At 38.6% G+C, this 14251-nt stretch carries 14 protein-coding genes; 3 read left to right on the top strand and 11 right to left on the bottom strand.

The features are described 5' to 3' along the window. Positions 1–14: 14 nt before the first annotated feature. The 4 genes from ACIP9W_RS06995 to ACIP9W_RS06980 form a co-directional block, all read right to left on the bottom strand. Positions 15–1394 (bottom strand): S41 family peptidase, encoded by a 1380-nt coding sequence (locus ACIP9W_RS06995; protein ID WP_400787567.1) that lies wholly within the window; start codon positions 1392–1394, stop codon positions 15–17. A 203-nt stretch (positions 1395–1597) separates the two neighbouring features. Then, on the bottom strand, positions 1598–2410 hold the full coding sequence (locus tag ACIP9W_RS06990; RefSeq protein WP_400787641.1) for a flagellin N-terminal helical domain-containing protein: 813 nt from the start codon (positions 2408–2410) through the stop codon (positions 1598–1600). Between the two features lie 405 nt (positions 2411–2815). Continuing rightward, positions 2816–3277 carry a transcriptional regulator gene (locus tag ACIP9W_RS06985; protein WP_400787564.1) on the bottom strand — a complete coding sequence of 154 codons (462 nt, stop codon included), beginning with the start codon at positions 3275–3277 and terminating at the stop codon, positions 2816–2818. 141 nt (positions 3278–3418) lie between these two features. Next, entirely contained in the window at positions 3419–3775 is a 357-nt protein-coding gene (locus ACIP9W_RS06980) for a hypothetical protein (protein WP_400787561.1), read from the bottom strand. 334 nt (positions 3776–4109) lie between these two features. Here ACIP9W_RS06980 and ACIP9W_RS06975 point away from each other — a divergent pair, with 334 nt between their 5' ends. Next, positions 4110–5690 (top strand): hypothetical protein, encoded by a 1581-nt coding sequence (locus ACIP9W_RS06975; protein ID WP_400787558.1) that lies wholly within the window; start codon positions 4110–4112, stop codon positions 5688–5690. Further along, the gene (locus ACIP9W_RS06970; protein ID WP_400787556.1) at positions 5687–8398 is read left to right on the top strand and encodes a DEAD/DEAH box helicase; all 2712 of its coding nucleotides are present in this window, start codon (positions 5687–5689) and stop codon (positions 8396–8398) included. The genes ACIP9W_RS06975 and ACIP9W_RS06970 overlap by 4 nt, the downstream gene beginning before the upstream one ends. A gap of 78 nt (positions 8399–8476) precedes the next feature. On the opposite strand, the gene ACIP9W_RS06965 is transcribed toward ACIP9W_RS06970, so the two are convergent. After that, positions 8477–8896 carry a single-stranded DNA-binding protein gene (locus tag ACIP9W_RS06965; protein ID WP_400787553.1) on the bottom strand — a complete coding sequence of 140 codons (420 nt, stop codon included), beginning with the start codon at positions 8894–8896 and terminating at the stop codon, positions 8477–8479. A gap of 259 nt (positions 8897–9155) precedes the next feature. Between ACIP9W_RS06965 and ACIP9W_RS06960 the strand changes: the two genes are divergently transcribed. Further along, positions 9156–9584 (top strand): YwpF family protein, encoded by a 429-nt coding sequence (locus tag ACIP9W_RS06960; RefSeq protein ID WP_400787551.1) that lies wholly within the window; start codon positions 9156–9158, stop codon positions 9582–9584. 47 nt (positions 9585–9631) lie between these two features. Here ACIP9W_RS06960 and ACIP9W_RS06955 read toward each other — a convergent pair whose 3' ends face one another. The 6 genes from ACIP9W_RS06955 to mreB all read right to left on the bottom strand — a co-directional run bounded on the left by ACIP9W_RS06955 (position 9632) and on the right by mreB (position 13855). Further along, positions 9632–10015 (bottom strand): hypothetical protein, encoded by a 384-nt coding sequence (locus tag ACIP9W_RS06955; protein WP_400787549.1) that lies wholly within the window; start codon positions 10013–10015, stop codon positions 9632–9634. A 149-nt stretch (positions 10016–10164) separates the two neighbouring features. After that, positions 10165–10605 carry a 3-hydroxyacyl-ACP dehydratase FabZ gene (fabZ, locus tag ACIP9W_RS06950; protein ID WP_142537910.1) on the bottom strand — a complete coding sequence of 147 codons (441 nt, stop codon included), beginning with the start codon at positions 10603–10605 and terminating at the stop codon, positions 10165–10167. Positions 10606–10617: 12 nt separating this feature from the next. Continuing rightward, complete coding sequence (locus ACIP9W_RS06945; RefSeq protein WP_400787546.1) at positions 10618–10884, bottom strand: DNA-directed RNA polymerase subunit beta; 267 nt, start codon at positions 10882–10884, stop codon at positions 10618–10620. Between the two features lie 24 nt (positions 10885–10908). Beyond that, the gene (locus ACIP9W_RS06940) at positions 10909–11748 is read right to left on the bottom strand and encodes a flagellar hook-basal body protein (protein WP_400787544.1); all 840 of its coding nucleotides are present in this window, start codon (positions 11746–11748) and stop codon (positions 10909–10911) included. A gap of 22 nt (positions 11749–11770) precedes the next feature. Further along, a complete protein-coding gene (locus ACIP9W_RS06935; RefSeq protein WP_400787542.1) occupies positions 11771–12610 on the bottom strand; it encodes a flagellar hook-basal body protein in 840 nt (279 codons plus the stop codon). 252 nt (positions 12611–12862) lie between these two features. Continuing rightward, on the bottom strand, positions 12863–13855 hold the full coding sequence (gene mreB, locus ACIP9W_RS06930; RefSeq protein ID WP_400787539.1) for a rod shape-determining protein: 993 nt from the start codon (positions 13853–13855) through the stop codon (positions 12863–12865). Between the last annotated feature and the right edge of the window lie 396 nt (positions 13856–14251).

The following is a 14251-nucleotide window of genomic DNA, read 5'->3' as shown; positions in this document are numbered from 1 at the left end:
CATTGTTCCCCCTCTTATGGCTGGACAGTTACTTCCACGTAGGCACCGTTTTTCATCATTTCTCCTGTTTCTGTTTGGAATGTTGGATGAATGAGCAGTAAGTACGCTGCTCCTTTTTCAAGCGGTGCTATTGGTGATAATATGACCTGATTCTGCGATTTTTGCTTGATGTTTACTTGTACATTGCTCGCAGTTCCTAGTTTAACTAACTCTACTTTTTGCTGTTTGCTTGTTGTTACAGACTTAGAGAATGTAACCGTAAATTCTTTTGTTGTTGGTACCTTTTGTAGTGTTGGCATTTTTTTGTAGGTTTTATTTGCTTCGAGAATGGCATCTAGATGTGCTTTTGCTAGTTCGTGTCCGACCGTTGTCGTTATTTGTGGTTTGACGCCGGTTTTATGGATAACCGTTCCTTTTGGTCCCGTGAAGTTTGCGACCGTCAGTTTTAAATAGGAACCATCCGACAACTCGTAAAACGTTTGCATCGAACCTTTGCCATATGTCGTTTGGCCGTATAGTGTTGCCGATTTCTGATCGAGTAATGCTCCAGCAACCATTTCTGATGCACTGGCACTATATCCATTTATGAGTACTTTGGTGTTTGCAGGGAAAAGGGATGGTTGCTGCACGGATTTCACTAACCCATTTTGTTTTTTCATATGGAGTGCATAGGCATAAGGACTTTTTGGAAATAAACCAACGAGTTCCTCTGCAGTATGTACAAAGCCACCACCATTATTTGTTAGATCCATGATAAATGAAGTTGCTCCTTGCTTTTGAAGCTCCTCTTTTGCTTTTAATACAAGTGTTGCGCCATCATCTGAAAATGTATTGAGTCCAATATATCCGATATTTCCATACAAAAGTTGCTTCGTTACGGCGGGAACAGTGAATTTGTTGCGTGTTATTTTGTATGTTTTTGTTAGATTAGTAGATTTCAACACTACTAGCTTCACCGTCGTCCCTTCCTTGCCAGTAATAAGGGAAGATGCCTGTTGAATCGACATACCTTTTGTCGTCTCACCGTCAACCGACAAAATAATATCTCCTGGCTCTATCCCTGCAAGTGCGGCAGCCGCTCCATCCAACGTGCTCACTATTTGGATTCCCTTTTCATGTTCTTCAATTATAACACCGATACCAGTCGCTGAATTGTTGATAGAGCCTGTATATGCCTCAAATTCTTCTTTTGTAAAATAAGAAGAATACGGATCCAGTTTTACAATAATGTCATTAATCGAAGTCATGCTCTGTAAATTCGAAGGAAGCTCTCCCATATAATGTTCACTAACTAGTTGCTTCACCTCATCAATCGGCGCAGCCGTTGCTGTCATTGGAGCCAACAACAAACCAATTGTCATCAGTATTGCACCAAATGCAGAAAACCTCTTCATACCTATTCCCCCTCTCGTACTCTATAAACCTATATTACCCCAAAACCTACCATTTTGCAGAACTTTCTACGATCAATAAATTGGTAATAATTTATAGCACTCCTACTAGTTATGGAATTGGCGCTTTCACCGTTTTCAAACAAAATAATCGTGAATAGGATGCATTCACGATTGTTTTGGAAAAGTTAATAATATAGAACAGCTTATTTTAATAGTTGTAGTATGGATTGCGCTTGTTGCATATGCATACTTAGTACATATTGTCCTGCTTGCGCAAGGATGTTCGCTTTTGTAAGTGCCATCATCTCTTTTGCGATGTCCGCGTCACGAATCCGAGATTCCGCAGCGGTCAAATTTTCTTCCATGTTCACTGCATTATTGTAAGCATGTTCTAATCGATTTGTATATGCACCCATTCTAGAACGCTCACTTGATACTTTATTAATCGCTTTGTCTAGTTCGCCAATTGCATTGTTAGCTGCTTCTCTTGTAGAAATAGAAAGATTCTCTATTCCAATTGTGGCTGCTCCCATGTCGCCAATTACCAATTCTATTTGTTGTCCTGCATTTGCACCAGCTTGTATTTTTAATGAAGTCTGAGAACCATCGAGTAATGTCTTTGTGTTAAATTCTGTATCGGTAGAAATTCTTGAAATTTCTTTCTTTAGCTCATCAAATTCGATTGCCAATTGGTTCCGATCATTATCTGTTAATGTATCGTTGGCAGATTGTATGCTTAGTTCCCTCATTCGCTGCAAGATAGAATGAGTTTCATTTAGTCCGCCTTCTGCTGTTTGAAGCAGGGAAATACCATCTTGAATATTACGAGCCGCTTGACCAAGACCGCGAATCTGTGCACGCATTTTCTCTGAAATAGCAAGTCCTGCGGGATCATCTGCAGCACGGTTAATACGATAGCCAGAGGAGATGCGTTCCATGGACTTATTTGCTATCGCCCAATGTGTATTCATGTTTCTTAAAATAGACAACCCAGTAGCATTCCATTTCCCTAGCATCGACTCAGCTCCCTCCGTGCTTGCATTTCTTTTTATATCGGCAATTTTTGCATAGTATTGAGAGAGTTTTGTTTCAGAGGTTACAAGTACTTGGTACATGTAACCCCTTTGTAATATGGTGCTAGTAGTTTCGTATAATTTGTTAGGTTTTAGGGGATGTTGCTTAAAACTTTTCAAATAATTTTAGACTTACACATTCAATCGAGTTATTTCCCGGGAAATTTACATAGAAAGGAGTCGAAAGTATATGAAAATCGACAAATGGACAGGTTTCAGTTGAGGGGATATTTGGTTTGGGGTGCTTGGATCAAGTGGTTTCGTATTGTTTTTTCACTTTTTCATTTCGTTTTAGAATCACAAAAACACCTATCATTTTTTTGTGTTAGGTGTTTCTATGTGTTCGTATTATTCAATTGGGAAACCCCCATTAAATTCTTTATATTGTTGTAATTTGTTGAATAAGCTAACGTCTCTATGCAATAATGCATAATCAATCATACGTTCATAGTTTTTTTCTTCTAGCTCCTGTATAACTGTAGCAGCATTTTCTAGAGATGAAGAACTTAAATTCATATGGACATTTTTTTCGATGATTGCTTGTAAATGCTTATGAACATCTGAAACGACTAATAGTTGATAGAGTGGTAGACGGATATATCGATTTCCTTTTTGAAAAACAAAAATTTCTGCTAGGTTTTCCACTTGCAATGTTTCTGCATTAACAATGATTTCCTTCCCTTCGACCGGTATGAAATGGAACAATTCATCATCTTTACGGATGGAGAAGTATTGGTATGCAAAAACTAATTTTATTCGATTGCCTTCTTGCTTTGTGTAAAATGGTTTCATTAATTGTACGAGTAGCATGTCATCCCCTCCTTATATTAGAATTTTCTGATTAATATTAGTTTATCATATTTTTCGTTTTTCGTGTAGTGCATCTCCTGTGTTTAGTGAAGTTTCACGCATAAAAAAAGCAAATGCAGATCGCATTTGCTTTTTTGGTATTCATCTTTTTTCTAATAAAGCAGTCGGTTCATTTCTTCCTTTTGCATAAGAGAAAAATCCGACCTTTGTAGGACCATATCTAATCGCAAACGTCTTAAATACTTTTTGTAAAATTTCCGGTTCGTTTAGATCATTGTCGTTTTCTAAATAGAACGTAAACGTTTCTGTTTCAAAATCTAACTCCAAATCATAAACTGTGAATTCTTCCGCTACAATTTGTTTAATACATGTTTCTACTTCTGAGGGATTATTACTTAAATACTTTAAATTGCTTGCTTTCGCACCAACCAATTTTATTTTTTCAGATTTCATTGTCGGTTGGCGAGTTAGAATACCTAATAAATTAGGTATATGCAACTGTATTCTTTCTATTATCTACACGTCCTTCTTATCAGTTTAACCCCAATTCCCTCCTAATTATAGTAACATACTATTCCCTAAATAATACAAAGATTAGGTTAATTATTGTAAATTTTCATCATTTAGTAGATAATGATCTCTTGTTCCTTTTCATGAAGAATACTATTACCACTGACGTCACTAAAGGAATAGTAAAAACCGTAAAAAACGCCTTCCAAATAAACGTACCATTCATTTAAGCTTTTCTCTATTAAATAATAGGTACGGCTTTTATTCTCGTTCGATTATACGTATAATGGAAGGAAAGCCTTTTTTCTTAGGAGAGATTCCCTTGAACCTTACTTCTTACCAAAAACTTGCCGCGCATTATAAAAAATATATTTACCAATCAATGGACATGATTGAAAAGAAGCTACATCCTGCTATTTTAGAGGACGAAGAGCTTGTTCGACGTGCCACTTTTTTTGTGCGCAATGGGGCAGTTTCTATTTCTAATTATTATCCGCAAGAGCACAAAATTGATTTCACGGTTCGAGACGTTAGTAATATTGACATATCTTATGACCTATTACAAAATCGTTTTAACTGTCCTTGCCCAATGCAGAAGCCTTGTCGGCATATTGTGGCGGCTGTTTTTTATTTGTATCAACAAAATGATTCGTTGTCGACATGGATTTCGGAGTGGCGTGCCAATGATGATATGACCCAGCTAACTTTGTTAAAAGATGAACGTAGTCCTCGAAGTTGGGAGCTAATCGTCGAAAACTTCTTCCGGAAGTTCATTTCTCAATATCCACCGACGAGTTTTTATTTATTAGAATTCGCCGTGCATGATTTGAAAGCGCAAATTAAAAAATCTCGCCCTTTTGAAAGAGAATGGCAGCCGATTTATGATGTGTATGTAAATCTGTCGATTCTTGTTAAAATTTGGCCTTATTTAGAGCCATTTGCCGATTCAAATATGCGCAATCGTGTTTTTCATTTTTTACATGAGTATGTAGATGAACTGGATGATTCTTTAGCCCAGCTAGCTTCCAAGCCGAGAATGTTCGCAGCAGATCCTTTTTACGACGACATGATGAAACGTGTTCGTTCTTTTTATTTTGAAACGGAGTCCCTTTTTCGTTTTCGAAAGCACGTATATTTAGCATTTTGGGATGCCCTTGTGACGGATAAAAAGACACGTCTAGAAGAAGTAAAATATTTAGAACAACTGGATCAAACAGATGAGGATATTCCTTTGAATATCGTGTTGCCATATTTCTATCTTACGTTATCGATGACTACTGAGTTGCTTGCAGCAGCTGAGAAGATGGAAACGGAGCAATTATTAGAATGGTTGGAAGTGTGCGAAAAAGCGCTTCACACAACCAATAAAGATATGGTAAATAATCTTGCGCGGAAAATATTGCCGCATGTTTCCCGATATCTAAATGAAGTGGTTACCAATCCAACACGCGTTATGCTCATTCGACGGTTAGAGTTGTTATTTGCATCAATCCAACTGGAATCAGAAGAACTTGAAAAGCTATATCAATCATTTGGGCTGTATGGAATACAGTCTTATTCGACTTTGTTATTAAAAGAGAAACGTTACCGCGATTGGATGGCGCTACATCAGTCAGCAAATTCATCGCTCGAATATGCGGAGGCTTGTGGCTTGCCTGTTGTAAAGGAAGAAGCTCCAGAAGTATTGCTTCCGCTTTACCATCATTATGCGATGCGTTTTATTCAAGAAAAAAATCGATATAGCTACAAACAGGCAGTCCGTATTTGGAAGAAGATGAAACAAGTAGCCAAGAAATCAAATGACACCGATTATTGGAATGCATATGTTGAAAACGTACGTGAAAAATACAAACGTCTTCGTGCATTACAACAAGAAATAGAGAAAGGAAACTTGCCATTATGACCCAGCCTTTATCTATTACAAAAGATTTTTCACTCCATATTCATGCCACTGAGAATGGGAACTTCCATTTAACAACGGCAATCAGCCCTGCAGAACAATGGGTTCCCTATTTATATATAGACCACCGAGAAAGTTATTTCGGACTTAATGCACAAGTGGAAGACAACGCTCTTATTGCTTCTCCAGTTGAATTAATTGAACTTTTTTCCGGAAAAAAACATCCTTTTATCACTTTTTCCGGCGTAAACGAGGATTCTAACAATTGGTTGCAAACATTTAAAGAAGCAGCAAATGTTTGGGCAAGTCCAAACTTATGGGACCAGCTTCAACTGAAAGACAATCGATTTGAAGTGAAAGCGCCGATTGATGAAGAAGCAAAGGTGCTTATTTCGAATGCTGTGACACAAAAGCTTTATCAAGCCGGTCTTGCGATGGAAGATATACCTGCACTTATCCCGTTTTTTGAACAAGGCGGATGGCCGATCAAATCGCAAACGAAGCATCCAAATATACTCGTTGCATTACGATTATCCGAACCAGAAGCACTTGATGACACATGGTTACTTGAAACAGTCGTTCGTGGAAAGAAAAGCAGTGTATACTGGACACCGGCTTATCGTAAAAAGGCACTACCTATCAAAGAGGCTTTACCTGATAAATGGAGTGAATTTAGCAGTTTTATAGAAGAAATACAATCGAAAATGTTTTCTCTAATTTCTTCGATTGATAGCTTGAATCCGGACATATTCTTCTCCTCCACTTTATCGGATGAAGAAGTTCGCATATTCTTGCGAGATGACTTAGTTAAACTACAAGCGCTCGGATTTGAAATTGTACTTCCTGCATGGTTAAAAGCAGTAAAAGATACGAAAATGCGCGTCAAAACAATTGCCAAAACGTCGAATACGTATAAAACTACTGCTGGGCTCAATGAAATTTTGCAATTTAACTGGAGCTTCTCTTTAAATGGCCAAGAAATTTCTACAGAGGATTTTCAGCGTCTTGTAAGTGAAAACCGATCTTATATTCAAGCCGGAAATGAATGGTTCCGCATAGATGCTGCATGGATGCATGAAATACGCGAGCTAATGAAAAAATCAGAGGACGAAAATTGGACAGTGAAAGAACTATTATTCCGAGAAATACCGGAAGAAATGGCACTGATGCTAGATGATGACGAAGAGTCTGATGAGGATCCATTATTCCAATTTGAAATGCAAAAATCCCTTCAAACACTTATGGAACAACTTTCAGAGAAAAAAGGATTTCCTGCAGTAGCTGTTTCTCCTAATTTACTAACTACGCTGCGCCCTTATCAACAGCTTGGTCTAGAATGGCTTGTTTTCATGCGTAACGAACAATTCGGAGCTTGTTTAGCGGATGATATGGGGCTTGGAAAAACGGTGCAATTAATATCCTACTTATTGCATGTACATGAAAACGAAAAGCGAAAAACTCCTTCGCTCATCATTTGTCCGACTTCCGTTTTAGGAAACTGGCAAAAAGAGTTGGCAAAATTTGCGCCTTCTTTAAAAGTACAAACGCATTATGGTTCTGCTCGTACAAAAGAAATAGATTTGACTGCAGATGTTGTCATCACAACATTCGGGACTGCCATGCAAGATGCAGAATCACTTGAAGAAATTGTTTGGTCTAGTATTACACTTGATGAGGCACAAAACATTAAAAACATGCATACAAAGCAGTCTCGTGCAATTCGAAAGCTTAAAGGTGCACATCATATCGCGTTAACCGGTACGCCGGTCGAGAACAGATTATCGGAGCTATGGTCTATTTTCGATTTTATCCATAAAGGTTATTTAGGTTCGTTCGGTAAGTTCCAGGAAAACTATATCGTGCCGATTGAACGGGATAATTCTAATGCTACTAAACATAAACTACGGGTAAAAATTCAGCCTTTCTTATTAAGAAGAACGAAACAAGATCCAGAGCTTCTGCTCAACTTACCGGAAAAACTAGAACAACGTGAATATTGTGCGTTGACTACCGAGCAGGCTGCCTTATATGAATCGCTTATTCAAGAAACAGTGAGTAAACTAGATACACTTTCTGGTTTTGAGAAAAAGGGACTCATTTTAAAAATGCTAAGTAAATTAAAACAGCTATGTAATCATCCCGCTCTTTATTTGAAAGAGCCGTTCGATGATGCGGAAGATATGCTTGAACGCTCTGAAAAACTTGCGCAAATCGTGACGCTGGCAGGTGAAATTGCAGCTCGTGGTGAGCAATGTCTGATTTTCACACAATATATTGGAATGGGACATTTACTGCAGCATTGCTTGACCGAACTATATGAAGTCGATGCACCATTTTTAACTGGAAGCATGCCGAAAAACCAACGTGATCACTTAGTAACAGCTTTCCAGGCGAAGGAATTTCCTGTATTCCTTTTATCATTGAAAGCTGGTGGAACTGGTTTAAATTTAACTGCTGCAAGCCATGTTTTGCATGCGGACCGTTGGTGGAATCCAGCTGTCGAAAATCAGGCAACCGACCGAGCATATCGGATTGGTCAAACAAACTTTGTGCATGTGCATAAGTTTATAACGATTGGTACTATCGAAGAAAAAATCGATAAGCTACTAGAGGAAAAACAAGCATTATCGGAAGAATTGATTCATTCAAGTCAGTGGATCACGGAAATGTCAGATGCGGATATAAAAGATTTATTAACATTGTCGATTTGATTTTATTTAAAACCTGACCGAGCTTCACCGGTCAGGTTTTCCTCTTTTGTAACAGCAAAGTTTTGCGGTCTTCGCTTTCTATACTGGAAGTTGATTGGATTGTGTTGCTGGAAACTCGAAATCGGTTTCTTCATTCTTGGAGTGTTCATGTGTAGCAATCGATTGCATATCGTTTTGTTCTTCTTCGTCTCGTTTTTTAGTCACTAGAAATCGGATGTCCTCCACAACTACCTCTGTCACAAATACTCTTGTTCCATCGCCTTTGTCATATGATCTCGTATTTAGCCTACCTGATATCCCAACAAGTGAGCCTTTCCCACAATACTTGACCGTTGTTTCTGCGAGCTTCCCCCAAATCGTGCATAGCACAAAGTCCGCATCATCATTTTTATATCCTTTATTTACGGCAAGGACAAAGCTTGTTTGTAACCTTCCTTCCGATAAATACTTGAGCTGTGGAGCTTTTGTCATTCGTCCGATTATCGAAACCGTGTTCACTTTTGTCACCTCCTTTTGTCTCAATGGCAACATCATAACGTCTCTTTTAATTGTTAGCAAAAGCCAACAATTTCATTTACCTGGGCTTTTCTTTGTGGAAATGGTATTTTGTATTTCCTTATTAGCTTCAGGTACTAATAAACTCTATAAAAGAAAAAACCAAAATACAATTTTGGCATTTCCGTAAGTTTTTTTATGGGGGGCGACTGCTATGTTATAATGGGTATTAATAAACCCTGTAAAGGTGGATGGACTGTCTATGAAAACATTCAAAATGATTTCCGTTGATATTATTCGAGAAAGTAAAGAAACGCAGATTGCACTGGAAGATGGAATTGTTATCAACCAGGAGAATACAAGTCGGTCATGGATATTAGAATTATTTATCGATCAAAAATATGAGGATTTTTTTAATGAATTGAAAACCTCTGGCGAATTATTTAATGCAAAGGTGGTTATTTCTTATCCAGAAAACGAACCGGCACATTTTGAAGTGGTAACTTATTCAGTGAAACAAATCGGGGATCATTTATCGGTGTTATTGCGTGGTACATTGAAACGTGCTAGACGAAAATATGCAGAGTCTCTGCTTTCTGATTTAATCGAAGAAGGATTGACCGGAGAAGAACTTTTAGCAAAATTTGAACATGATATGAAGACGAGACCTACTTTAAAAAGGGATCAATAATAAATTCAAAAAGAGCTGACTCCCAATAAAGGAATCAGCTTTTTTTATTACTTGTTGTCGTCATCTTTTCGAATAACGCCTTCATTTGTATTCATATCTGCATTATTCCCCGTATCCGGTTGTGCAATTGGACCGTCACTTACATTTGGAACGTTCTCATTTTGCATATTCGGCTGCATATCATTCACACCATTGTTTGCTCCGCCGCCAGTATTACCATTGTTATCAATGTTATTGTTGAAATTATCATTTCCATTTTCGTTTGTTGGCGATGGTGTATTTACATTTGGATCTGGAACTATTTTGTCCACACCTTCACGAACATCTTCCATCGGCGTTTCGTTATTATTTGGAACGTTATCATCGTTCATATTACAACCAACTAACAAAACAGAACTAAGAGCCACTACCGGCAAAGCTTTTTTTAGCATTAAAAAATTCCTCCTTCCTGGATTATGTTCATCACATTTTGTGACTTACGATAGGTTGTCCAGGAAAAGAAGGAACTATGCCATGGCAAACTTGCCTGTTTTTACATGTTAACTAATTGTATTTTTAAGCGAATAAAGGAATACTATTATTAAGCATTCTCTACTACTGGACCTAATGCAAATAGGATGTCTGCTTCACAAACAAGCTCACCGTCTACTGTTGCAATACCGTGGCCTTTGCCCATTGCTCCGCGTAATCTTGTTAGTTCCACTTCTAATTTTAATTGATCGCCTGGTTTTACTTGTCGTTTGAAACGGCAATTATCAATGCCTGTAAAGAAAGCGAGTCTTCCTTTGTTTTCAGGAATTTGTAAAACAGCTACCGCACCTACTTGTGCAAGAGCTTCAACGATCAATACGCCTGGCATTACTGGGTATCCAGGGAAATGACCGTTAAAAAAATCTTCGTTTATTGTTACATTTTTCAATCCTACTGCTCGTTTTCCTTCTTCTAATTCCAAAATACGATCTATCATTAAAAATGGATAACGATGAGGTAAAAGTGCTTGTACTTGCTCAGTTGTTAACATAGAAACGTCCTCCTATTTCCCATCTTTTATATCTAAAATATGTTGGTATGTTTCCCATTTTAGTGCATCTGTTGGCTTGCCGTCACCTAAAACACCGTATCCTACCATTAATCCAGCAGCGGCTGCTGCTGCAAAAAGTATGATGCATAGTAGTATACGCAGCCAAATAGGAAACATACGAATTTGTACCCAATATGTTTTTTTAGGTTCTGCTGTTTGATCTTGTTCTTTCTCTAATCGTCGCTGTCGTCTGCCAGAGATTTTTACTTCTTCTGTCATTAGTTTAACTCCTTACGGAAATGATTATCTTATTCCATTGATGAGACCCATCATTTGGTCTGCTATTGTAATGGAACGCGCATTGAATTGATACGATCGTTGCGCCGTCATTAAATCGGTCATTTCCTTTGATATATCCACATTTGACATTTCAAGTACTTGGTTTGTTAATGCAATTTCGCTTCGCTCAGCACCTTGGAGATCCGTCATTACGTCCTCTGCATTTACACCGAGTTCATCAAAATTAGTAGGCATCCCAATATATGTCGAAGAGATTTGTTCCATTAACTGTGGTTTTTGCAATACAGATACGGCTAGTTCACGCTGAACTGTTGTACCATCTGGGTAGGTTGCTTTAAGGATTCCTGTTTCATTGACCGAAAAGCTTGAAACGTTTTCTGGAATTGTAATTGCTTGTCCGGCACTATCTGCTACTGGATAGCCATCGCCATTAACGAGCATTAATTGACCATTTTCAAGTGGTGATACATAAAATGCGCCTTGGCGTGTGTATACCGTTTGTTGTCCATTTTCGCCATCTGGCATTAGCACATTAAAGTATTGTTTCGGTTCTTGAAAAGCAAAATCTAGATCTCTACCAGTAGATTGCAAGCTTCCTTGTTTCCAATTCATCTGTGCTTGAGCAAGAGAAGCTCCTACTCCATAACGAATTCCTAAAGGCGATTGTCTTTCAGCTGTATCTAACTTGTCGTTATTGTATTGCTGGTAAAGAAGCTCTTGAAATTTTACATCTTTTGTTTTGTAGCCATGGGTACCTGAGTTGGAAAGGTTATTTCCAATAATATCTAGTTGGCTTTGTAGCTGAGACATCGTGTTAGTTGCAGTAATCATTGTACGTAACATGTAAGTGGACCTCCTTCCTTCATTAGTTTACTCTTCCAACTTCGTTCACTGCTTTTTGCATGCTTTGGTCGTATGCTTGCAGTACTTTTTGATTTGCTTCAAATGCACGGTATGCGGTTAAAAGTTCCGTCATTGTTTTTTGTGCATCGACGTTTGAACGTTCAATATACCCTTGCTGCATAGAGAAGCTCACGTTCGCTGTATCATAAGCAGATGGTAGGTTTGCGCCGTCTGCCGTTTGGAATAGACCATTATCTTGTTTTATTAACGTATCTGGCTGCGCTGCAAATGAAACACCGATTTGTGCAACGGAAGCATCATTTACAAAAATCTGCCCATCCTCGGCTAATCGAAAATCATCATTTTGCAGTTGAATCCGCTCCCCGTTATTATCCAGCACATATAGTCCTTGTGCATTCGTTAAAAAGCCTGCCGCATCTAGCGTAAAATTACCATTTCGAGTGTAGGCTTCTCCTTCTTCAGGATGTTGCAAACGATAAAATACTGCACCAGTTTGACCAGTTTCCTCGTCTACCGGAAGTGCTCCATCAATCAAGGCAATATCCGTATTTAACTCGGTTTGTTGCAATTGACCTTGTGTTAAGAGTGCAATTGTTTCTTGCATATATACACCTGTTCCAAGTCCACCAATTTCTGCTGCATACTTTCCATGTATAGCATTTTCCGTTGGTATTTTAGTTGGCCCAAGCCTAGACATCAGCATTTCCGGAAAAGAACGAATCGTCGTTTGATCTGCTTTATATCCTGGTGTATTGGCATTTGCCATATTATTAGTCAGCAACTCTGTTCTACGTTGTTGCGCAATCATTCCCGATGCAACTGTATGAAATCCACGAAACATGAGAAAGCCTCCACTCTAATTTGTTTAATTCTAATGTCTAGTTGCAGCGCCTTGCTCCTGCGCACAGCTCGTCGCAGAAGAACGTTGCCCCTCGGGGTCAAATGTGAAAAAGCTGTGGTGGCTGAAGAGCTGCCTCCTTGGCCCGCACGATGCGGGTTATGTCTGCTTTGCCACAGGATGTGGCGTACTTTGCAGACCTACCACGTCCCCATTTGCCAGTCGTGGCAGAGATAGGCGCTTCCACTTTTCTAACTAGCGTCTAGTTATTTTATCGATATTATCTAACATAATTCCGGTTCCAATTGCGACACAATCCATTGGTGCTTCTGCAATAAATACTGGTACTTTCAGTTCTTCCATGAGTAGGTGGTCCATACCATGAAGCAAAGCTCCCCCGCCAGTTATAATGACACCGCGGTCAATAATATCAGCGGATAATTCAGGTGGCGTTTTTTCAAGCACATTTTTGGCAGCTTGTACAATAACAGAAACTGATTCTCGTAATGCTTTTTCTATTTCTTCTGAATGGATCGTTATCGTTCGCGGAAGTCCTGTTACCATGTCGCGCCCGCGAATATCCATTTCTTCCTTACGGCTATCTGGGAAAACTGTACCAATCGTCATTTTAATATCTTCTGCTGTACGTTCCCCGATTAAAAGTTTATATTCTTTTTTAATATATTGAAGAATATCGTTATCAAAAACATCCCCAGCAATTTTAATGGATTCGGAAGTTACAATATCGCCCATTGATAGCACCGCAACGTCAGTTGTACCGCCTCCTATATCCACAACCATATTTCCGCTCGGTTGGAATATATCCATGCCGGCACCGATCGCCGCCACTTTTGGTTCTTCTTCTAAGTATATCTTTTTACCGCCAGATTTCTCTGCAGCTTCACGGATTGCTTTTTGTTCGACACTTGTAATGTTTGTTGGACAACAAATTAAAATGCGTGGTTTGGACAAAAATCCTTTTACATTCAAACTATTGATGAAATACTTGAGCATGGCTTCGGTTATATCAAAATCGGCAATTACACCGTCTTTAAGGGGTCTAATCGCTACGATGTTACCTGGAGTTCTCCCAACCATTTGACGAGCTTCTTCGCCTACTGCAAGCACTTTTTTAGTATTTCTATCTATGGCTACAACGGAAGGTTCGTTTAATACAATCCCTTTTCCTTTTACATGAATTAGTACGTTCGCAGTACCTAAATCTATTCCAATATCCTTCGCAAACATTAACAGTGTTTCTCCTTCCCTGTCAGAACCTTTTATATGTATATTTCCATACGTCTCTAACTTATTATTTTATCATAGTTTTGTCAGAATTACACTTTTTTTAGAAACGTATTAGGTAGAATTTGTGGGGAATGACTGGGGGAAATAAATTTACGGAGGAGGGTAATTAATTGAGGAGTGGTAGATGATATAACTGGGAAGAACGTCGGTGCTTGATTGGAAATGAATGGATAAGGTCAACCAAATCGGGCGGAGAGCAACCAATTAGGTCCTGAAAGCAACTAGATCTCTGTGAAAGCAACCAAATCAACTGAAACTCTTGGCTACAACGAGAAATCTCAGCAAACTCAGGATTTCTGTTGATTTATTTGAAATAAATGGATAAGGGCAACCAAA

Origin of the sequence: Psychrobacillus sp. NPDC093180 (genome assembly GCF_044754065.1) — a bacterium.
GTDB lineage: Bacteria > Bacillota > Bacilli > Bacillales_A > Planococcaceae > Psychrobacillus.
This window is presented reverse-complemented; position numbering and strand designations above follow the sequence as displayed.